Source organism: Paraburkholderia sediminicola (genome assembly GCF_046026895.1).
Classification (GTDB): domain Bacteria; phylum Pseudomonadota; class Gammaproteobacteria; order Burkholderiales; family Burkholderiaceae; genus Paraburkholderia; species Paraburkholderia sediminicola_C.
Genome location: NZ_JAQQEU010000006.1, coordinates 1 through 21,560 on the forward strand (window position 1 = coordinate 1; position 21,560 = coordinate 21,560).

Annotated in this window: 18 protein-coding genes and 3 pseudogenes; 14 read left to right on the top strand and 7 right to left on the bottom strand. The window is 59.9% G+C overall.

What is annotated here, in order from left to right; all coding sequences use genetic code 11:
* From PQR02_RS06065 to PQR02_RS06090, 6 genes and pseudogenes are all read left to right on the top strand, one after another.
* Positions 1–944 (top strand): ABC transporter ATP-binding protein (locus PQR02_RS06065; protein ID WP_408226958.1); only part of this gene is annotated, 944 nt, incomplete at its 5' end.
* Between the two features lie 22 nt (positions 945–966).
* Positions 967–1,416: a cyanase gene (cynS, locus tag PQR02_RS06070; RefSeq protein ID WP_408226961.1), complete on the top strand. Its 450-nt coding sequence runs from the start codon at positions 967–969 to the stop codon at positions 1,414–1,416.
* Between the two features lie 24 nt (positions 1,417–1,440).
* Positions 1,441–2,325, top strand: coding sequence for an MBL fold metallo-hydrolase (locus PQR02_RS06075; RefSeq protein WP_408226964.1), 885 nt, complete (start codon positions 1,441–1,443; stop codon positions 2,323–2,325).
* Positions 2,326–2,587: 262 nt separating this feature from the next.
* Positions 2,588–3,394, top strand: a complete 807-nt coding sequence (locus PQR02_RS06080; RefSeq protein ID WP_408226967.1) for a sulfite exporter TauE/SafE family protein — start codon at positions 2,588–2,590, stop codon at positions 3,392–3,394.
* A gap of 167 nt (positions 3,395–3,561) precedes the next feature.
* A pseudogene (locus tag PQR02_RS06085) lies at positions 3,562–4,016 on the top strand (IS6 family transposase); the annotation flags it as partial.
* Between the two features lie 96 nt (positions 4,017–4,112).
* Positions 4,113–4,571 (top strand): MEKHLA domain-containing protein, encoded by a 459-nt coding sequence (locus PQR02_RS06090; protein ID WP_408226970.1) that lies wholly within the window; start codon positions 4,113–4,115, stop codon positions 4,569–4,571.
* A gap of 477 nt (positions 4,572–5,048) precedes the next feature.
* On the opposite strand, the gene PQR02_RS06095 is transcribed toward PQR02_RS06090, so the two are convergent.
* Positions 5,049–6,518, bottom strand: a complete 1,470-nt coding sequence (locus PQR02_RS06095; protein WP_408226973.1) for an ATP-binding protein — start codon at positions 6,516–6,518, stop codon at positions 5,049–5,051.
* A 665-nt stretch (positions 6,519–7,183) separates the two neighbouring features.
* Here PQR02_RS06095 and PQR02_RS06100 point away from each other — a divergent pair.
* Entirely contained in the window at positions 7,184–9,109 is a 1,926-nt protein-coding gene (locus PQR02_RS06100) for an amidase (RefSeq protein ID WP_408226976.1), read from the top strand.
* A 509-nt stretch (positions 9,110–9,618) separates the two neighbouring features.
* The gene (locus PQR02_RS06105) at positions 9,619–10,179 is read left to right on the top strand and encodes a DsrE family protein (RefSeq protein ID WP_408226979.1); all 561 of its coding nucleotides are present in this window, start codon (positions 9,619–9,621) and stop codon (positions 10,177–10,179) included.
* 455 nt (positions 10,180–10,634) lie between these two features.
* On the opposite strand, the pseudogene PQR02_RS06110 reads toward PQR02_RS06105, so the two are convergent.
* Positions 10,635–11,110: pseudogene (locus PQR02_RS06110) on the bottom strand (PLP-dependent aminotransferase family protein); the annotation flags it as partial.
* Positions 11,111–11,660: 550 nt separating this feature from the next.
* Between PQR02_RS06110 and PQR02_RS06115 the strand changes: the two are divergent.
* Positions 11,661–11,939, top strand: a complete 279-nt coding sequence (locus PQR02_RS06115; protein WP_408226982.1) for a transposase — start codon at positions 11,661–11,663, stop codon at positions 11,937–11,939.
* A 462-nt stretch (positions 11,940–12,401) separates the two neighbouring features.
* Here the strand turns inward: PQR02_RS06115 and PQR02_RS06120 are convergent, their stop codons facing one another.
* The 4 genes and pseudogenes from PQR02_RS06120 to PQR02_RS06135 form a co-directional block, all read right to left on the bottom strand.
* A complete protein-coding gene (locus PQR02_RS06120; protein ID WP_408226985.1) occupies positions 12,402–13,457 on the bottom strand; it encodes an alpha/beta hydrolase in 1,056 nt (351 codons plus the stop codon).
* Positions 13,458–13,481: 24 nt separating this feature from the next.
* Positions 13,482–14,636 carry an alcohol dehydrogenase gene (gene yqhD / locus PQR02_RS06125; RefSeq protein ID WP_408226988.1) on the bottom strand — a complete coding sequence of 385 codons (1,155 nt, stop codon included), beginning with the start codon at positions 14,634–14,636 and terminating at the stop codon, positions 13,482–13,484.
* A gap of 19 nt (positions 14,637–14,655) precedes the next feature.
* The gene (locus PQR02_RS06130; RefSeq protein WP_408226991.1) at positions 14,656–14,922 is read right to left on the bottom strand and encodes a hypothetical protein; all 267 of its coding nucleotides are present in this window, start codon (positions 14,920–14,922) and stop codon (positions 14,656–14,658) included.
* Between the two features lie 232 nt (positions 14,923–15,154).
* Positions 15,155–15,627 (bottom strand): annotated as a pseudogene (locus tag PQR02_RS06135) (transposase); the annotation flags it as partial.
* Between the two features lie 301 nt (positions 15,628–15,928).
* On the opposite strand from PQR02_RS06135, the gene PQR02_RS06140 reads away from it, so the two are divergent.
* Complete coding sequence (locus PQR02_RS06140) at positions 15,929–16,339, top strand: cupin domain-containing protein (protein ID WP_408226994.1); 411 nt, start codon at positions 15,929–15,931, stop codon at positions 16,337–16,339.
* Positions 16,340–16,529: 190 nt separating this feature from the next.
* Complete coding sequence (locus tag PQR02_RS06145; RefSeq protein WP_408227451.1) at positions 16,530–17,483, top strand: LysR family transcriptional regulator; 954 nt, start codon at positions 16,530–16,532, stop codon at positions 17,481–17,483.
* Here PQR02_RS06145 and PQR02_RS06150 read toward each other — a convergent pair.
* The gene (locus PQR02_RS06150) at positions 17,480–18,421 is read right to left on the bottom strand and encodes a cupin domain-containing protein (RefSeq protein ID WP_408226997.1); all 942 of its coding nucleotides are present in this window, start codon (positions 18,419–18,421) and stop codon (positions 17,480–17,482) included. The genes PQR02_RS06145 and PQR02_RS06150 overlap by 4 nt on opposite strands.
* 1,294 nt (positions 18,422–19,715) lie before the next feature.
* On the opposite strand from PQR02_RS06150, the gene PQR02_RS06155 reads away from it, so the two are divergent.
* From PQR02_RS06155 to PQR02_RS06165, 3 genes are all read left to right on the top strand, one after another.
* Entirely contained in the window at positions 19,716–20,363 is a 648-nt protein-coding gene (locus tag PQR02_RS06155) for a substrate-binding domain-containing protein (RefSeq protein ID WP_408227000.1), read from the top strand.
* Positions 20,357–20,548: a hypothetical protein gene (locus tag PQR02_RS06160; RefSeq protein WP_408227003.1), complete on the top strand. Its 192-nt coding sequence runs from the start codon at positions 20,357–20,359 to the stop codon at positions 20,546–20,548. The genes PQR02_RS06155 and PQR02_RS06160 overlap by 7 nt, the downstream gene beginning before the upstream one ends.
* Positions 20,549–20,880: 332 nt before the next feature.
* Entirely contained in the window at positions 20,881–21,558 is a 678-nt protein-coding gene (locus PQR02_RS06165; protein WP_408227454.1) for a response regulator transcription factor, read from the top strand.
* Positions 21,559–21,560 lie beyond the last annotated feature (2 nt).

The window sequence follows — 21,560 nt, forward strand, 5'->3', positions numbered from 1 at the left end:
TTAAGTCGAATGCCCAGACGTCCGGCGCGACGAGTTTCGTCAGCGTCGAAGGACTCACCAAGCGCTATCGCGACGACCTGCCCCCGGTGTTCGAAAACGTCAGCTTCACGATCGAGCAGGGCGAATTTATTTGCGTAATCGGCCATTCCGGCTGTGGCAAGAGCACCATCCTGAATGTGCTGAGTGGTCTGGAGCAGCCCAGCGAGGGGCACGTGATCGTGCGCAACCGCGAGATTTCCGGACCGGGGCTCGATCGTGGCGTGGTATTCCAGAACCATGCGCTGCTGCCGTGGATGACAGTGGAAGGCAACATTGCGTTCGCGGTGCGCTCGCGCTATCCGGACTGGACACGCGAGCAGATCGCGGCGCACGGCGCTCGCTTCATCGAGATGGTCGGGCTGAAGGGCGCCGAAAAGAAGAAGCCGTCGGAGTTGTCGGGCGGGATGAAGCAGCGCGTCGGCATCGCACGGGCGTTTGCGATCGAGCCGCGTATGCTGCTGCTCGACGAGCCCTTCGGCGCCCTCGACGCTTTGACGCGCGGCGTGATCCAGGATGAACTGCTGAAAATATGCACCGCGACGGAGCAAACCGTGTTCATGATCACGCACGACGTCGACGAAGCGATTCTGCTGTCGGACAAGATCATGCTGATGAGCAACGGGCCGCGCGCCCGGATCGCCGAGATCGTCGTCAACACGCTGCCGGCTAACCGTCAGCGCGAGACCATGCACCATCACCCACAGTTTTACCGCATCCGCAATTATCTGGTCGACTTTCTGGTGCGGCGTTCGAAAGACCTGAGCGCCCCCCACGGCAACCGGCCCGATACCGAGTGTGTAGCCGCCGCCGCAACGCGGCTCGTTTATCCCGGGCTCGATGACGGCGCAGCCGCGCCGGCCGCGGTCGCGCGGGCTGCCGGACCCAATCTCAAGGTGATTGCCTGACTTTTTACCCAAGGAACCAACCATGATTTCCAGCCGCAATGAAGTAACGCAGATGATCGTTTCCGCCAAGGTCGCGAAGGGCCTGAAGTGGAGTGAGGTTGCCGGGAAGATCGGCCAGAGCAAGGAGTGGACGACGGCCGCGTGCCTTGGTCAGATGACCTTTAGCAAGCATCAGGCCGAGATTGCCGGCGAGATTTTCGGACTGCCGGACGAGGCCGTTGCGTGGTTGCAGATCGTGCCGTACAAGGGTTCGCTCGAGACCGCAGTGCCGACCGATCCACTGATCTACCGCTGGTACGAAATCGTCAGTGTGTATGGCACCACGATCAAGGAACTGATTCACGAAGAGTTCGGCGACGGCATCATGAGCGCGATCGATTTTTCGATGGATATCCAGCGTGAGGCCGATCCGAAAGGCGACCGTGTCAAGGTGCTGCTATCTGGCAAGTTCCTGCCGTACAAGTCGTATTAACCGCGCCCTTTCCTTGGCCTTAATATGAGTACCGCGAGCCCCATGCTGATCGAAGGCTTCTTCGACCCCGCCACCTGGACGGTCAGCTACCTTTTGCTGGATGTGCACACGGGCGACTGTGCAGTGATCGACAGTGTGCTCGACTATGACCCGAAGTCAGGCCGTACCGGCACGACCGCAGCCGACAAGCTCATAGCTCGCGTTCATGAGCTGGGTGCGAAGGTCCAGTGGCTTCTCGAAACTCACGTGCATGCCGACCATCTGTCCGCCGCGCCCTACCTGAAGGAAAGGCTCGGCGGAAAGATTGCGATCGGCGCGCACGTGACGCGAGTGCAAGACGTGTTCGGCAAGCTGTTCAACGCCGGCTCGCGATTAGCGGACGATGGCAGCCAGTTCGATCACCTGCTTTCCGACGGCGAAACATTCGCCGTCGGGGCGTTGCAGGCGCGCGCCATCCATACCCCGGGACATACGCCGGCCTGCATGACCTATGTGGTCAGCGACGGCGAGTGCAGCGCAGCCTTTGTCGGGGACACCCTCTTCATGCCCGACTACGGTACCGCGCGCTGCGACTTTCCCGGCGGCGACGCCCGTACGCTCTACCGGTCGATTAACAAGGTCTTGAGCCTGCCGGCGGACACGAAGCTGTACATGTGCCACGACTACCAGCCCGGTGGGCGGCCTTTGCAGTTTGTCAGCACGGTAGCCGAGGAACGCGAACACAACATCCACATACGCAACGGTATCGACCAGGAGGCCTTCGTTGCGATGCGCACCGCGCGCGACGCGACACTCAACATGCCGGTGCTGATGCTGCCGTCAGTGCAGGTCAACATGCGCGCCGGACATATGCCCGATCCCGAAGATAACGGAGTGTCGTATCTCAAGATTCCCCTCAACGCAATCTGACCGGATGCACGTAATCAATAGAAGCAACAGGAGAGGTCGATGGACACCAGGAACCTGAGGGCCGGGCCGGCGCGATCGCAACAGGTTCCCGCTGCCAACCTGCCTGATCGACGGCAAACAACCGTCGCGCCTCGCGTGCCTGCTGAAGGAGCGCATTCTGCCGCCGATGTACTGGCACGGGATGCTCAAGCGGCGCGCATGGCTGGCGTCGCCTGAACTTGTGAGCTAACGCAGCGGTGGCTAATTACCTCTCGGATTTCTCATGTTGACTTCACTTATCCTTGGCGCCATCGTTGGCGCGGTGCTCGGCCTGACTGGCGCGGGTGGCGGCATCCTGGCCGTTCCGGCGCTGGTGGCCGGCATGGGCTGGCCGATGCAGCAGGTGACGCCGGTCGCGCTGGTCGCCGTGGCGGGCAGCGCTGCTATCGGCGCGCTTGAAGCATTCCAGAGGCGGCTCGTCCGTTATCGCGCCGCGCTATTCATGGCTGCAGCGGGCGTACCGCTGACCTCGCTCGGTGTACGCCTCGCGCACGCGCTACCACAACGCGTGCTATTGGCACTGTTTGCTACCGTCATGCTGGTAGTGGCGGGAAGGTTGCTGTCACACGCTTTGCTAAGCGGGCGCCCGGACCGCCCGCACTCGCGGCTTTGTGTCGGCCGCATGAATCCGGACACCGGGCGACTGATCTGGTCGTGGACCACGGCGGCCGCTCTCGCGGCAACCGGTGCGTTGACAGGACTGATGACGGGACTTCTCGGTGTGGGCGGTGGCTTCATCATCGTGCCAATGCTGCGCAAGCTCACCAACGTATCCATGCATGGCATCGTTGCCACGTCGCTAATGGTGATCGCGCTGGTCGGCAGCGGCGGTGTTGTCGCGACGGTCCTGCACGGCGTGGCGTTGCCGCTCGACTTGACGCTTTGGTTCAGCCTGTCGACGGCCGCCGGCATGGTGACCGGGCGGCGGATCTCGCACCGTCTCTGCGCGCTGCACGTACAAGTGGGTTTCGCAGGAGTCTTGATCTGCGTGGCGCTCGGGATGATGGCGAAGGCTGGGCTAGGTGGGTGACTCTCGTTGGCCACGCTTTGGCGCAAGTGACATGACCAAGGCTCTTAAGGCATCTGGTATCTGGAAATGCATTGATATGGCAATCCTCCCACTGTCGTCACTAAGGTTCTGCCGCAATAAGGCGCCCCGCTATGATGTGCCTGACAACATGAACGACTGAAAGACCGATGAAGACGTTGAACCCGGCAGTCGCCCAAATGCTTAAACGCTTGCAGTATCCCCTCGACGTGATGCTGACGTGCGTGCGCTGGTACGTCGCCTATCCGCTGAGCCTGCGACACCTCGAAGAAATGATGGCCGAGCGCGGCATTGAGGTCGATCATTCTACGGTGCACCGTTGGGCCATCAAGCTGCTGCCGGTGATTGAGAAAGCGTTTCGCCATCACAAGCGCCCGATCGGTAAGAGCTGGCGGATCGACGAAACGTACATCAAGGTCAAGGGGCAACGGAAATATCTGTACCGCGCGGTGGACAAGACGGGCAACGCAGTTGACTTCCTGCTGCGTGCCTACCGTGACAAGGCTGCCGCCTGGCGCTACTGATCGCCCAGAACCTCGAGCCCGAGACGGTGACCATCGACAAAAACGGCGCGAATCTCGCCGCGCTCGAAGCGATCAATGCCGGTTGTGCTGGGCGCAAAAAACTTCGCCTGAAGATGCTGTATCGTGAACGCCTCCGCCTGTGCACAGAGCCCACGATCTCCGTAGAGATGCCTTAGATGACTCCACTCCACCGCAATCCAGCTTTCTACCAGTTGCTTACCGATAGTTACGCTCGGGCGCTGGGTCTCCCCCTAGTGCCGCAGGCCATGACCGTGGTCGAAGCTTCCGAATGGCTCTATGAGAGTGCACCGTTCGCAGTACTTGCGCACAACACCGACCCCGACCCGGTCTTTATTTATGGCAATAAGGCCGCGCAGCGCCGCTTTGAATATAGCTGGGATGAAATCACCCGACTGCCGTCCCGGCTCTCCGCTGAGGCCCCGAATCGCGAGGAGCGGCAGCAGTTCCTCGCACGCGTACAGCGGCTCGGCTATGAGGCAGGCTACAAGGGCGTGCGTGTCACCAAGTCAGGCCAGCGCTTCATAATCGAGGAAGCAACACTGTGGCAACTTCTCGATGCGGAAGGCAAATTGCACGGCCAGGCAGTTGTTATCCCGCGCACGCGTGACATTTGATCGCGCATACCAATCGTTTACGAGCCCTAAGGAGGTAGCTGTAGTGGTCAAGTTATTTCGGACAGGCAGATAGGTTCTTTCACTGTCGGTTTCGCCTCGTAGGCAGCGGGCGACAGATAGCCCAAAGGTCACGTACCATCCGTACCACTTCCAGCCTGAAGGTGGCATCAAATTGTCGGCGCCTTCTTGTCATCTTGCTCTTTTTCCTCGTCGATTCCGGATTGTCCTCCTATCGACTTGTCCGAGGAAATTAGACCACTCCACTGCTGCCTGTTCTCTCACTCGTTTGAGCATCGTTCCCGTTCTGGCCGCAGCACACTGAGGTCTTCACAAATCGCGAAGACTTAACTCCTTAGCGACTAAACCTGCGGGACCATGAAGGGTCGCCTTGAGCCAGTCGTCATCCGGCTCTGTCCGGCCACGAACGGTCCATCGCAACCGATTGGCGATCGGCCGCCCTCGCAAGACAAGCCGTCCTCAGAGAGGGCAACGCGAACGATACGCGGACACCGTAAATTGAAATGTCATCCCCGGGCCGATATTGCGCGACGCCCACACCCGCCCTCCGTGAGCTTCGATGATCGAACGACAGATGGACAGTCCCATACCCATACCATCCGGCTTCGTCGTGTAAAACGCGCTGAAAAGCCGGTCCAGACCTTCGGGCCCCGTGCCGATGCCGACGTCCTCTACGGCCACGAGCACCTGGTCGGATTCCCGCTGTTCAGTTCGGATGGTCAGCACGCGCGCGCGACGGGCGACTGTCGCCATGGCTTGGACACCATTGATTGCAAGGTTGATGATCACTTGTTGTAGTTGGACCCGGTCGCCGCGCACCAAGGGCAATTCCGACGCAAGCTGCAGCTGCACTGTCACGCAATGTCTGAGCGCGTCCGGCTTTAGAAGAGCGACCGCCTCGTCGATGACCTCGTTGATGTCGAGTGGGGTCAGCTCCGGATCTGCCTTTCTGGCAACATCGCGAACGCTCCGAATCACTTCGCCCGCCCGATTGGCTTCTTCGAGAATGTGACTCACGCAGGCGCGCGCCTCATCTACTTCCGGAACTTCGCGGGTCAGCCAGCGCAAGCCAGCTGCGGCGTAAGTGGCGATGGCAGCGAGGGGCTGATTCACTTCATGCGCAACTGAGGCACTCATCTGTGCAAGGGCTGTTACACGAGCGACGCGCGCGAGGTTAGCCTGCGCGGTGTGCGATGCTTCTTGCGCTTCCCGCGTTGCCGTGACGTCCGTTAGTGCACCAACGATTTCCTCGGCGCCCGATTGGTATTTCACACGATGGGCTCGGACGTGCAAGTGTTTGATCGCTCCATTCGGCATCAGAAGACGGTGTTCGTACTCGTAGTCTTGTCCGCCTTGCGCCGCACGAGCTATTTCACGCCGTACAAGTTCCCGGTCATCGGGATGAACACGTTGGAGGACGAGGTCGATCGTCGGCTCGACCGTTTCCTCCGCTCCAAATATCTGATACGTTTCTTTCGACCAGACCAGGTCGCCGCTGGCGACCTTCCAACCAAAACTCCCCGTATGACTTAGCTGTTGAGCTTCAGCCAAATAGGCCTCACTCCGCCGCAACGCGCCTTCAGCACCTCTTCGCGAAACGTTCAGCCACACCACAAAGAGGCCTGTCACCGCAAGCAAGATGATGCGCGGCAAGTCCGTAGGCGCAACGTCGAACGAATTGACCGGCGGGACAAAATAATAAGTGAAACCCACAACGGACAGTGCGGTCGCGAGCAAACCCGGGCCGAGGCCACCGAACCAGGCACTAAACATGATCGCGCAAAGAGACAGCGATACGAACGGGCTACTTTGCATGTGAGGTTCTAATAGCAGCGCGGCGACGAGCGCCACAGCAACCGACAGAACTGCAACTGCATAGTTAACAAAAGCGGACCGTCTGGACCACTGTAGAGGACTAGACCGGGACATATTTCCTGCCTCCACAAATCCGCAAAGCCACCCGCGATCCAGGCGCCCTAAGCGATTTGGTTCGACACCTTCAGGCCACGACCTTCTCTTTACGGAAATTCGCAATGAAGATGCCGTCGAGCGCGGCGCGGACAACGAGGCTCGCCGTACTCGCCGTCAGGATGCCGTCGAGGGCGGCCGCAATCTCCTCGCCCTCGTGCGCGAAACCACAGTCGGGCGACGCCGCGGTGACCGTCCGGCTCGGCGGGCGAGGCGCACCGCGACCGGTCTTTGCTCATTTGATCGTCGCGCCGGATGCCAACAATCATACAGGTATCGAGCTGTCGCAATCCATGGTGGGCCAGTGCGGCCTCGCAGGGGCGAAAGCTTGCTCGGTGCCAGGCGAAGTCTGCTCCCGGTCAATGGCCGCTGGAAAACGGCTAAGGTTGCTGCGGGTCAAACGGCCGGTAGGCGGGGCGGCGGACATCGGGCGAGCGAGTCCTAGTGCCCGCTTCGGGGTCGGCTTGCGACAGTGACGGTCCGGGCGACGCTTAACAACTTCAGCCGTTGCCATCCCGGATGTGGTCGTCGTCGGATTAGTCACAGTCTTCGGAAGTCGAGGAGAGGGACACGGCAGTCGTTACTGCGCGACGGCGACGGCTGCTACGACCCGGGAAATCGCCGTCTTGTGTTCAGGTGCGAAGGAAATTTCTATGCTCCGGAGTCGTCGTTCGTCGCGCTATCAGTCGCATATTCCAGATTCACTTGCTGGTCGGCTGAGTGCCGGGCGCTGCCCAAACGCGATCCTCTCCATATCAGACCCACCTTGCCGGACCGTCGCCGACCCATTAGTGGATCGCACCGGGTCGGTGACCAGTTTTGTGCCATCCTGGTGCCGTCGTGCTTCCTCGCACCTTTGTCAGACGTCTGCTCGCGCTCTTTTCCAGCGATACGCACTCCAACATTGGCATGGACATTGCATTATGCGTCCGCCGCATGTTGCGGTAATTGACGAATGGCAGGCATGCACGGGAGTATGGATGTTACCAAGCAGAAGTTGGGCGGCAGTGGCGGTCGCGACGGTGAGTGCAGTGCCCGCAATGGCGCAAGCGCATATCGCATCTGGCGCAATCGTGAGAATGCACATCCCTGAGTTGAGAAAGGCGCTTGACGAAGGCGATGTGAGCGCGGTCGACGTGGTCAGCCCGTACCTTGCGGAAATCGACAAAAACAACAGGCGCGGGAAGGCGCTCGACGCGGTAATCGCGCTCAATCCTGACGCTCTCGCGCAGGCGAAGGCTTGGGATGATGCCCATGCCAGGCACGAACCCTCCGCCGATAAGCCGCTCGGCGGGATCCCGTTCCTTGCAAAGGACAACTACGACACAAAGGGTATCGTGACAAGTGGCGGTTCCGTTGCGCTAGCGACTTCAAAACCTGATAAAAATGCGTCAGTTGTCGATAGGCTACTGCACAACGGCGCGATCCTGCTCGGAAAGACCAACATGTCCGAACTCGCCGCATCGTATGGCTGGCTGGGCTACAGCTCGTACGGCGGTCAGACCGTCAATCCGTTCAACCCGTTGCGCGATGCGTCGGGCTCCAGTAGCGGCTCCGCGGCGGCAGTCGCTGCACATTTCGCGCCGTTCGCGCTTGGCACCGATACCAGCGGTTCAATCCGCGGTCCCGCCAGCGTAACGGGCACAGTCGGCATGCGTCCGACGCTCGGGCTGACAAGCCGGGCGGGCATCATTCCGTTGTCACTGACGGCTGACGACCCAGGCGTGATTGCCGGTAACGTGCGCGATCAGGCAATCGTGCTCGACGTAATTCGCGGCCAGGACGATGCCGACGCCGCCTCGAAGACAATCCCGCAGCCGTGGACTCCGTTCACAGCGTCGCTCGACGCACATGCGCTAAAGGGCCGCACGATAGCAGTAGTCGACAATTTTGACGGCAGCAATCCGGATGTCCACAGTATCGCGCTCGAGGATGAGAAGACGCTGGAAAGCGCGGGTGCCCGCGTTGTGCACGTGACGCTTCCGAAGGTGTTCGAGAACCTGTGGAATGTTGTGCTCGGCCCTGTTGGCGTCGCGGAATTCCGCCCGCAATTCAATGCCTATCTGGCGTCGCTGCCGGCCGGACAACCAGAAGACATGGGCGCGTTCATGACGTCGCTGGACGCGCTCACGGGCAACGGCACCAGGCTGATCAATCCGGACCGCTACAAGGGTCTCGTCGAGAACTCACAGACGAAGACGACGGATTCGCCGGCGTACATCTCCATCCTGACGCGCACGATTCCCGGACTGCGCGCGCAACTGACCGCAATCATGGACGACGGAAAATACGATGCACTCTTCTTTCCGACAATGAGTTGTCCGGCATCAGTGATTCACGGGAAGCAGGATCCCTCATATGTCTGCCATTCGCCGGACGAGTACGCGCCGTCCTACATCGCGTCGTCGACCGACTTTCCCGAGATCTCGGTGAAGGACGGCATTGCAACCGGCAATATTCCCGTCGGCGTGTCGTTTCTCGGCCGCGCAAACGACGATGCCAAGCTACTAGGCTTCGCGTACGCGTTCGAAGCTGCGCGTCCCAAGACTTAAGGACGACCGCTGCTGTCGGGCTGTCGGGCTCCTGTCCGGCGCGACAGTCGGAATTCGCTCATCGAGCCGATCGTCGCCGGCGCGTTGTCGACGACGTTGATCGAAGAACGCCGGGTGGGTCGGTGAGCGACGATATACGCGGACCGCCCAGGCAGTTCGCATTGCGACGAACGTGGCGCAGGTTAGTGGCGCGAAAATGCTGTTTCCCAATCCGGCCAGTTACGGACGTTGGCCCTTGATTTCCCACAGACATTTGAACGTCCGCTCCATTGAGCCAACGGTCCTAAGTGCGCGGATCATCTTAATCACCGAGCCGTCCAGTTCGATCCATGTGCACGGGTGAACTTCTGGCTCTCCGACAATTGCGATCGCGACACGCGCACTTGGCGGAAAACCGCCAAAGTGAGAAAGAGTTAATTACAAATTTGTCATGTGTTCGTCGGTTTTGCGGCAACGACAGTCGGGTATCCTCAAAGCAGATGCCGACCTTGTTGAAACCGCAACCAGCCATGTCCAAAGTCAAAACTTTTGTTGCTACCGCCGCTCTTGCTGCGGCTTCACTATCCGTCCACGCAGGCACGATGGATTCGCCCGGCTTCTGGACCACGCCGACCGTTCACGACTACGGCAAGATGCACTTTCTGCCGAACGGCGCGTTCAAGCCTCAGGCGGGGCACACGTACAAGGTGGTCTTCTCTCTGACGCAGGGCGCAAAAAATCCCGATCAGGTGAGCCCGGCGCTTGACCACGTGGCCCGCGCTGTGAATCTCTATGTGGCGTCGGGCGTGCCGTTGAGCAAGCTTAAATTCGTCGCGGTCGCATCTGGTCCGGCCACGTCACTGGTGCTCGACGATGCGCACTACCGCGCGCAGTTCGGTGTGCCCAATCCCAATCTGCCGTTGATTGATGCACTGAAGAAGGATGGCATCACAATCGCAGTGTGTGGCCAGGCGATGGCAGAACATCACTTCGAGTACGAATGGATCGACCCCAGAGTGACGCTGTCGTTGTCCGCGCTGACCACCGTGACCACCCTGCAGCAAGCGGGTTACGCGTTTGTGCCGCTCTAGTAATCTGCGAATACAGCAACATGGCTACCGTTCCATTGGAATCGACGACTGTCGACACCTGACGTGACGACGCACTTCGAAGCTGGCGACTGGCCGTGTCGCCCTGACTGTCACACGATTCATACAAGGGTTCATCTATTGGGGCCGTGGCTCACGACGCTTCATCCATGGGCCAGCCAGACTGGATCCGCACGCACCGCACTAGATGGCCTACAAGTTTCCGACGGCGATGCCAGGTGCACTGTTCGGGCTCGATCATCTGATCGCATTTATGCATTCGCGACCGTCAATCTTGACCGGTCGCGAATGACGGGATCGGCCGAAAAGTACTCGTAGGGTTCTTCGTACGGGCCATAAGCGACCGTTCGCTCATGATTCGCGAACGAAGGCTCGCCGCCGATTTGGGGACGCTCAGCTTGACGTTGTTGAAGGCCAGACGGATGGCTCAGGAGAATAATGGCCTTGATGCCTGGATAGGCGAGCGTGTCGAGACAGATGGTTGCACCCGGCCGTGCCAGCTGCGAGACGAGTGCGACGAGCGCGCCGTGAATGCCCGGACACACCAGCACGTTGTCCGGCGAGCAATGAGCGAGGCGGCGCTTTAACCACTCCACGCCCGCCGCAGTGTCGGCCGGCGTGCCGCCGAAATCCTGATAACGCAACAGTTGGTACGGGTCGCTATTCGCCATCATACGGGCGGCGGATTCTCGCAGAAGCGCGGCGTAGTCAGCGGGCTCGGGGGCGTGTTCATCGTCATTTCGATGCTGCTGCCACCGCTTAGCGGCAGCGTCGCGGTGCGGCCGCGCACGAAAGTGCCGCTGCCCGCGCGTGAATCGCGCAGGCCGCGCTTTTTCGCCTCGGCATAGGCGCGCGCCACGGTGGTGTAGTTCAGTGCGAGTTCGTCGGCCAGATCGCGCAGGCCCGGCAGTCGGTGTAGTTCGAATCAGCCGTGCTAAGCGATCGCATAATGGCCTGACTGATCGGATCGATTGGGCGGGGCGAAAGCGTCGAGCATTTGAGCGGCGATCAAATTCGCCAGCGCGGCGAGTTCGTCGCCCGCCGTGCGACAGACTTCGGCGTCCTACGGTAGAACGCAGGACTGAGTTCGCCCGGCGCGCGCGACTCTTCTATGGGCATGGGAAGCGAGTCGAGGCTTGTCGTGTGGTCGTTATACGGAAAGGTGTCGAGACCGAGGTCAATCTGATGATAGGTGCACAGACAAGTGGCACGCGGTTGGAACCGCGCCAACCGCACGCGCCGCGCGGCGATGCCATCATGTTCGAGTCGCGCTTCGTTCGCGCGTGAGCAAGCGCGGCATCGAGCCAGACCAGCGAGGCGGCATTGCCAATGGATTGCAGCAACGATTTTGCGTGCAAGCGTTCCGGGCTGTTCCGTCGCGCCGCCCGCATTACATGAATCGCGCTTCTTGAACCATCCATGGTCTGCTAAGCGTCCGTTTGTTCCAGTTGCTGAAGGGTGGCATGGAGATCGTCGAACTCCTCAAAGCGCTCAAGGCTCACTTGAAGCAAACGTTGCTGGTGATGTCGGATGGTTTGCAGGCGCATTGCAGTCGTTTGGTGCGCGAGTACCTGCACCCCCTGGACGGACACATCCAGATCGCGCGTCTGCCGCCGTACGCGCGGATGAACCCGGTCGAATACCTCTGGGCCAGGCTGAAGCGCCACGCGCCGGACAACTACTGCCACAACGATTTCGGCGAACTGCACGAGAGCCGGCTCAACAAGATCGGGAGCGCTTAAAAGCGACCTTCGATCCTCCCCGCTTACTGGACGCAAGCTACGCTCTCGTCATGTCATGAACTATGGAACTTTCAATAATTCATTTCCAGACATCGTCGACAGAGTTGCGGTGCATCCATTGATTGTTCTCGGATCAACGGCCCCTCTCGTATGGATTTCAGTAGCTGACAGTCGCTGCTGAACTCATGCGCGGTAAATTTTCCTTGGAGATTTTCATGAAAAAAACTCTCAAGGCGCTCGGAGCATCCAGCGCATTTGCTCTCGCAGCACTGTCCGGGAGGCGAGCGGCGCATCTGGCAATTCTCAACCATTGAGCGCGGCCTGACACTCAGTAAGCATTGGAGTTCGAATTGCCAGCAGTGTTCGCTCAAAGAGGCCTGCACGCCGGGTCCTCAACACCGGGTGACACGCTGGGAGGACCAAGCCGTGCTGAGGAGCGCAAGCGCTCCTCTCGAATGCGGATCAATGGCCGAGGTGCTTGTCGAAGAATTGAGTGATTTCTGCGAATGCCGCTTTATCCTCGGGCACGCGATCATCCATCTGGTACTGAGCGTGCGACATTCCGTCGAAGACTTCGAGTTGTGCATCGACGCCGGACTGCTGAAGCTTCTGGTGCACACGGACCGTGTTGCTGAGCAGCAAGTCGCGTGTTCCCGTGGTCAGAATCGCCGGCGGAAAGCCATGCATATCTCCGTAGACGGGTGAGAGCAGCGGGTCCTTCAGGTCATGACCGTTCGCGTAGACAACCGCCGCGGCATGGCAGAACCCACTGGGCGAGACCAGCACGTTGTCCACCTTCTCGTTCGTGTAGAACGAGTCCCCAGTCTTCGTCAGCTCGGACATCGGCGTACCGGGCGCGATCGCACCCGGCATTTTCAGCCCTTCCTGCTTCGCGCGCAGCATCAGCTCGAGCACGAGCGCGCCGCCGGCCGAGGTCCCGAAAACGCCCACATTCTTTGGGTCGTTCGTCTGGAGCACCGACTTATACACAGTCTCTACGTCGTCGAGCGCAGCGGGGAAATAAGCCTCGGGGGGCATGCGGTAGTCGACCGAAATGACCTTGTAGTGCCCAAGACCCGCCATGATGATGGCCTCGCCCGTGCCCGACTCGCCAGGGTAGAGCTCATAGCAGCCGCCATGGATATGAACCAGCACCTTGTCGCGATGTTCGGGCGGAATATAGTTGGGCGTCACGATGTGCACCCTCACGCCGTTGATCGTCGATGCCTGCACCGTCACGTCCAGACGCGCGCGCATGGCCGGGAGCGTTTGCATGACCTTTGCGGCCTGTGCGTCGGCGGCCGTTCTCCATTGCTCGCCCGTCGTCCACAAAACATTCCAGGCGGGATTGAGAGGCGCCGCGATGAGCTTTTGCAATTGGGGGCTGACTTCTGTCGGGACCGGAATGGTCTTCGCGGGCGCTTGGCGAGGTGCGAGCGTACTGTCGTCGGCAAGCGCCGCGCCGGAAACCGAGGCGAAGGCGGCGCACGCGAACAGGAGGAATTTAGTTAGCTTCATCGTAGTACTGTCTCGGGTTCGGGCTTAAACGGCTGCCTCATAGACCTTGCGGCTGACTTCCGGCGTGACGTCTCCGTGCTCGCCTAATGCGACCATGCCGTGCTCCGTCAGTTTCGCGATCAGCGTTTCGACGGAACCCCCGCCAATCTCGTAGTCGCGCAGTCGAGTTCCGACGGACATCGTCTCGAAGAACGTACGGGTTGCCGTGATCGCCGCGTTGATGCGTTCGTCCTCGCTGCCCTCGGTGATGTTCCATACGCGCTCGGCGTACTGCAGCAACTTCGCGCGTTTCTGTTCCTTGCGCACGGACAGCATCGCCGGCAGTACGATGGCGAGCGTTTGCGCGTGGTCGAGTCCGTGCAACGCGGTGATCTCGTGGCCCAGCATGTGCGTGGCCCAGTCTTGCGGCACGCCCGCGCCGATGAGCCCGTTCAGCGCCAGCGTCGCGGTCCACATCAGGTTCGCGCGCACACTGTAGTTGTGTGGCTCCGCGAGCGCTTGCGGGCCGACTTCGGTCAGCGTGATCAGCAACCCTTCGGCAAAGCGGTCCTGCACCTTTGCATCGACCGGGTAGGTCAGGTATTGCTCGACGATATGGACAAACGCATCGACCACGCCGTTGGCGATTTGCCGAGGCGGCAACGAATAGGTCGTGCTCGGATCGAGCACCGAGAAAAGCGGATAGGTGGCGTCGCTCGTGAAAAACAGCTTGTCGCCCTTCGCGCGGTAGCTGATGACGCTACCATTGTTCATTTCCGAACCCGTCGCGGGCAGCGTCAGCACGCTGCCAAAGGGCACCGCATCGCGCACCGGGGCCTGCTTCGCAAGAATGTCCCATGGTTCGCCGTCAAACTTCATCGCCGCCGCGATGAACTTCGTCCCGTCGATCACTGACCCGCCGCCGACCGCCAGCAGAAAGTCGATGTTCTTCTCACGGGCGAGCGCCACCGCTTCCATCAGCGTTTCGTAAGTGGGATTCGGCTCGATGCCGCCGAACATGTGCCAAGCGCGCTCACCGAGCGCGGCCTGTACTTGCGCGAGCACACCGTTGCTCTTGATGCTGCCGCCGCCACACGTGATCAGCACACGCGCGTTGCGCGGCACATTCGCGTCGAGCGCGGCAATCTGGCCTTCGCCGAAAATGATCTTCGTGGGATTTTGAAACGTAAAGTTTTGCATAAGACGCCTTTCCTGTAATTTAGATGACCGGCCGTCTCAAGCTTGAATGTGACAGGCCAACCACAAGGAGATCAGGGGGATCGAGACGGTAGGTGGCGGAATTGAAAAACAGATCGAACATCAGTTGCACGCAGGCTTTCAGCGGTTCGACCAAGTCTTCCAGTTTCATTCGCAACAGGCTACCTTCCCACGCGTTCCAGACGAAGTCCGCCAGCGCGTCTGCGGACAAATCGTTGCGCACCGAGCCGTGGTTCTGGCCGACGGCGAAGGTATTCGGCTTTTGCAATCCGAGACTTCAACTGTACGCAGACAAAGTGACATGGAACTGACCCGGTGATGACGTTTTCGTTATCTTCTTTCAGTATTGGTTGTCGATACGCTGAACCTGAGAGGTGGCGCCGTTGGTTCGGACAGTCAGATCGAGTTTATAAGTGGAAGCGCCGGGGTCATCAAGCTGCCGATTTGATCGCTGGCAGCGTCGCGAAGTATGCCTCATCCGGCGTCTTATCGAGGCGAATCAACATTCGCGCACCGGCAAACGGGAACTCCAGATGCAATTCATCGAGCCGCCGCATCAGCTTCTGATCGGCCTCGCTGACCGGGTGCGGCTGGTAGTAGGCGCTTGAACGGGCAATGCCCACCAGCCGCACCTGCCGGCTCACCGGCAATGCGTGCTCGCGATCAATCATCGCTTTACGCTCAGCAATCCCGCCTTGCCGAGCGCGCTTTCCAAAAAATCGTTCTCCAAAGTCAATTGCCCGATTTTCGCGTGCAACACCTTCACATCGACCGGGGGCTCGGCCGATGTTTGGCCCGTCTCGAACACTTCGGCAACACGCTCTTGCAGTTGCTTCTTCCAGTCCGTGATCTGGTTCGGATGCACATCAAACTGCTGGGCCAGCTCGGCCAGCGTCTTGTCGCCCTTGAGCGCCGCGAGTGCCACCTTTGCCTTGAACGCCGGTGAGTGTGTCCGTCGGTTGCGTTTCGTCATCTTCTGGTTCCTTGTTGCCGGCCATTATGACCGACTCACGCCCCAGCTTTTCCACTTACCGATCTGTCCGAATTCTCGGCGCCACCTCTGTTCCCTATGGACCAGGGCCGCATTTGGCAAATCTCATTTGCCAAATGCGGTCATTCCGCGGGTCCGCTTCCACGTGGCAAGCTGTAGTCAGCCGCGACGAACACGACGAGTGCATGGACGACTTGATCCGGATATGTCACGCGATGTTCACGCTACCGGACGGTACAACGTATCGATTTGTTCGTCACTTCACCACACAATGGAGAATGAATTGTTTAATTTTTTTGATATAGACAACATCATCAGCCAATTCCCGGACGAGGCGGTTAGTACGATTGTCGACGTCTATCTCACCGATGAACCCTCTGCAAGCTCGAGGATCTTCCGTGTTTATTACCCTATTCCTCGCCACTACCACGAAACGTGCGAAGAACATCTGTACCTGCTGACCGGAAAGGTTGCCTTCGCGATTGAGGACGAAGCGCCTCGCGTCCTCACTGCGGGCCAGCTAGTGACCTTTGAGCGGAACACTGTACACGCGATAACTGAAATACTAGAGTCGCCAGCAATCTTCTTTACAGTTGACGCTCCTCGTCGTGTGCCCACTGATGTCGTGTATGTGAATCCGAACGAAGGAGAAATCCGACCTTTCGTGACCCACCTGGAAGCGACAAAAGGTTAGCGCGCAGCTACAGGGAATCAGCCTGATCAACCTGCCGTTTTCCTGCTAGTGAACGACCAGTATAAAAAAACGCGAAAGGGTGCGGCGGTTGGCGCGCATGCGCCCAAGGCACGCACGCCGAGCGTTGCGCGGGTCCGGCCCTCACCTCGTGAAGTTCCTTGCAGAACGTGTGATTCGAGTCAGAAATGCCATGGATTATTTTGCCGCGGTACGGGCCTTCGTTTGCGCAGCGGAAGTGCAGAGCTTTAGCAAGACGGCCCGTGAAATGGCAGTCAAGACCTCGACCGTCTCGCGCTACGTGAGCGAGCTGGAAAAGGATCTGGGCATTGCCCTGTTTAACCGGTCGACGCGGGGGCTCGTTCTGACGGAGGGCGGTAGGCTATTTCGTGAACGCGCCCTGGTTGTCCTGCAGGCGCTCGATGACGCGCGCCAGGTTACCTCGTCACTGAATCGCACACCGCAAGGTGTGCTACGCGTCACGATGCCGTCGGCATTCGGGCGCCGGCATATCGTGCCGCATCTGCCGGCGTTCATGAAGCGCTACCCGGCCATCGGCCTGGACATCGTGTCGACCGATGAAACGCTCAATATGATCGAAGCGGGCATTGACGTGGCGATCCGTATCGGCGTGCTGCCCGATTCGTCATTGATGGCCAAACGCATTGCGCCGCATCGTCGTATCGTCTGCGGCAGCCCGGCGTATTTCGAGCGGAGCGGGATGCCTCGTGTCCCTGAAGATCTCGCCGCGCACGATGCGCTTCGCTTGTCGCTGCTGCCGGACGACAAATGGTCTTTCACTCATGCAGCAGGTGTACACGCGTCGCCGGACCATGTAGTGGTGGAATTGCAAGGGCGCTTGCGCGCAGACGACTCGGAGGCCGTGCTGGAACTCGCTGTGGCCGGCTGCGGGCTTGCTCTCCTGCCGACATGGCTCTCGGCTACGCCCCTGCGCGAGGGGCGCCTGCAGCACGCACTGCCTGAATGGGAGGCGCGCACGGGCCGAGCCGAGCCAGCGGTCTGGGCGGTCTACCCCCCGAAGAAAATCCTATCGTCAAAGGTCCGCGTATTCGTGGATTTCTACGCCGAGGTGATTGGCGAGCCGCCGTACTGGGATGACGGACTCGCGCTGGCGCAACAACCTTAACGGGCGAAGCGGATATCGAGCGTTCGCAACCAGGTCTGCAAGCCGGCATCCTGGATCGGAATGACATAGGCATTCTCGTTTGTTTCATTGAAATGCGCATGCCAGTATCCCGGCGGTGTAACGAACGCCATCCCAGCTTCCCAATCGACGCGTGTCGGATTCGCGATATCGCCGTTCTTGTCCAGTTCGGTACCGACCAGCGTATAGACGCCTGGATTGCCCCCCGCGATGAAGTCAAGTGCAATGGACTGGTGCCGGTGCGGCTTCTGCATTGAGTTGGGGGGAACAATGCCGAACATGGCCCACAAGACGTGCGTGACGGTTCGCGTTTGCGGGAAGTTGGCGTTGCCCATCAGCACGCTGATGCGATTGCGGCGACCCGCATTGGCTTCTTCCGAGACCTTGCGCAATTCCGCCTGCGCCTGGGCGGCCGTATAGAGGGTCGGTGCGAAGCGCGCCTCTACGCCGGTCGTGCCGAGATAGGCGAGCAGTGGCGCGTCGTTGACGTAATAGAGCGTGGCCGTCGCGTCGGCGGACAGCACGGCGGCATCGCCGCCGGGCAGCGTGAAGAAATCGCCCTGCGCGAACGGGAAGCGGGTCTCGCCCTGCGTCACGCTGCCGGACCCGCTGATGACGTAGCTAACCTGCGAGGTTGCGTTCGGGGCGAGCGTCAACACCTCCCCCGCGTTGATACGCAGGAAATAGGCGCACAGGCCGGGGCCGGTCGCGGGACCCCGGCAGCCCAACTCCGCGGAGAGGTCGAGGGGTACTATGCGGGTTTCGCCGGTTGCGTAGAGCGAAGGCGGGAAATTGCGGAACGGCACGCGCGAGATGAGCTTCGCGCCGATCGGATTGGCCGACGACGTATATTCGAAGTATTGCGCGTCGACGGTGGCGGCAGCGGCAGCGGAAGACGTTGGGGATGTCGTGGTCAACATAGTCTGTTCCTTGAGATTCGGGAAGCCTGGTGCGGGCCCCGGAAGTTGTGGTTAGCGCCCGAAAGCTGAACCCACTATAGGTGCTGGTGGCTGGCCTCAGAAGTGCCGGACATCAAAATCACCTTTGCGCAAATGGGTACACCGTGCGTCCATTCCCGGGCGGCGGGTTATTCGGGACGGGGCCGGTATGCAGTTCATCGTCGGACCCTTTCGATCAGGAAGCGACGTTCAACACGTCATGTGAAAGGGCCGAAATCTTAACGGAAGCCGGCCTCACCCTCGATGTATCCGAACGTATAAGCGCACCATATCCAAGTAGAACCGCAGTGACCGTTCGTAGAATGGTTTTCCTGAAACCGTCGGTCTATCTTGATTCCATGGACTTGCCAATTTCATATGAATGTCAGCCAGTCCAACGTTGTGCGTAACCGGGTTTATATCGCTAGCAACCCGTGCGACGAGTACACGTTCGTCCCCTAGCTGAATAAGAACGTGTATCGCCGGACTGTTGACCTTAGCCGAATCTATATCCAGTGAGCGCGACGATGAGCAGGAGCTCAAAGGATTTGCTCGAGCTGCGCCGAGATCATCCGACGTCAGCAGAACTGCGAAGATGGCCGCGAACGTCGTCGCATATCAACACGAGGACTGCTGAGATGAACGCGTTCGAACAGTGGCACCGCCGCCCGATGGAGGTCCGTGTCCTGGATCGCTGCAATGAATGTGGCCAGTTGAAGGTAGACGTCCGGCAGCGCGTGAGCCTTTGGCCCAATATCACCGCCGTCTCCTGTGCGAAGTGTTTCGCCGAAATGACAGAGGAAGGCGGCGGATCTGCAGCCTGCTAGGAGCCAACGATGACCGGAATGATCGTGACTGCGGGCCTGTCCGCATGGGGCATTCTTTTGCTGTTCGCCTGCGCACTATGCCGCACTGCAGGTGATGCTGATCGGCGGATAGAATGTAGGCCGTCGCAGACCGCCAGCAGACGTCCGCTGTCATGCGAGCCGAATCGTACCCGGTAGCACGGGTGTCCAGTGGGCCGCTTAAGCCAATCTCTTTACAGAGAAGTCATGCGCTGTCGTGTTTGCATCGCCTGAATTATATGGACCGTCCTGGGCGACCTCGCGAAGGTCAAGATGACAACCATGCAATCGGCGAGATTGAAGAGCGGCGGTTTGCAGGCGCGGTGGGGGCGCCTTCAGGATCGAGTAAGCGGCGGCTAAGTTCCGGTAAATGGACGAGACGTAGACCACTGTCTGAGCGAGATCGAATATTGAGGAGAAACCGGATGAGGATGTTGACGCTGCACAAATGGGTTGGCATGTTGATGACCTGCACCAGCCTCTTTGCGACAGCAACAACGCACGCGGCCGACGCTTTTCGTGTTGCCTATGCCGGCTCAATGGACCTGTTGATGGACCGCTTCATCGGCCCCACATTCGCGAAGCAGAACCGCGTCGGGCATGAGGGTATTGGTCAGGGCGCTTACGCACTCGCGCGGCAGTTAAAGGGCAAACTGTTGCAAGCCGACGCGTTCATTTCCATAACGCCGGGACCGATAGACATCCTCAAACAGGCCAATATGATTGGGCCGGCCGTGCCGGTGGCCAGCACCGAGATGGTGATCGCCTACAGTCCTCAGAGCAACTTCGCCCCTCAACTCGCAGCTGCATCAGAGGGCAAAAAGCCGTGGTATGAGGTACTGCGCACGCCGGGGCTGCACTTCGGACGCACAGACCCGGCCACCGATCCGCAAGGCCAGAACATCATTTTCACGATGTTGCTGGCCCAGGATCTCTACAAGCAGCCGGGGTTGGCCGAACAGATCCTCGGCGATTACCAGAATCCGCAGCAGGTTTTCGCTGAACCCGACTTCCATCAGCGAGGGCTGAGCAGTACCTCAGCGGCAAGCCTGTCGTCGGCCGGGTTGAAACCTTGCTGAATCTCGGCGCGCTTTGCCAGGCCGCCTTGCGTTGTGGCGCCGAACAGTTGTGGCTGGCCGCGCCGGTCAATCTGGTACGCCATCACGGCCTGACACCCGGCCACGAGATCACCGTCGATTTGAGAAGCAACAGCCTGCTGTGCTGGCCGCACGCGGATCGCCCTGGATCCGAGGAGTATGCCTGATGGCGTCGACATACGCTGCCGGTCTCCCAGTGCCGGTGCGCGGGACCGGTGATCTTGGTCCGGCGATGGCCCTTGGCAATTTTCAACATGGTTACGCGGTCGGTGTCGCGCGTTTCGAACCGTCAGGGGCGTCCGCGCCTTCCGGTGGCTTCAACACGAAGCGTCCGGTTTTTATGTTTTTTTTTCATCGAAATGCTGCGGTTGCGCCCCAGGTATAACGCTAACCTTGCGTTTGCAAAACGCACTTGAAAATCATGCGGGCTTTCGCCTGCGGGTGCGACCTTTTAACCAACACCATTTCTCCGGTATCGGCCGGTGCCCGAAGCAGGCCTATGTTGCGAGTGCTCACGATTGAAGATGACGATATCGCCGCAAACGAAATCGTCAATGAACTGACGCGACGCGGATACTCCGTTCGGCGCGTCAGCAATGGGCGCGATGGCATGACTCACGCGCTCAACGACGAATACGATGTCATCACCCTCGACCGGATGTTGCCCGGAGTCGATGGTCTGACGATATTGAAGACGATGCGCAGCATCGGCATTACCACGCCCGTCCTGATGGTGAGCGCGCTGGGCGACGTCGACGAGCGTGTGCGGGGGTTGCGCGCGGGCGGCGACGACTATCTGACGAAGCCATTCGATCCGGAAGAAATGGTTGCGCGGCTCGAAGTGCTGCTGCGCCGACGCGCGACGCCGCCTGCGCAGTCGGAAACCACGCTGAAAGTCGGTCCCATCGAACTCGACCTCATCTCCCGGAAGGTCACGCGCGACGGGCAGGAGATTCTTCTCCTGCCGACGGAGTATCGGGTGCTTGAGTACATGATGCGCCATGCGGGGCGAACGATCACCCGTACGATGCTGTTCGAGGCGGTGTGGAGCTATCACTTCGATCCCGGCACGAACCTGATCGACGTCCATATGGGAAGGCTGCGCAAAAAGATCGATCCGCCGGGGACGCAGCCCATGATTCAGACAGTACGCGGCTCAGGCTATATCTTCGGCTAATC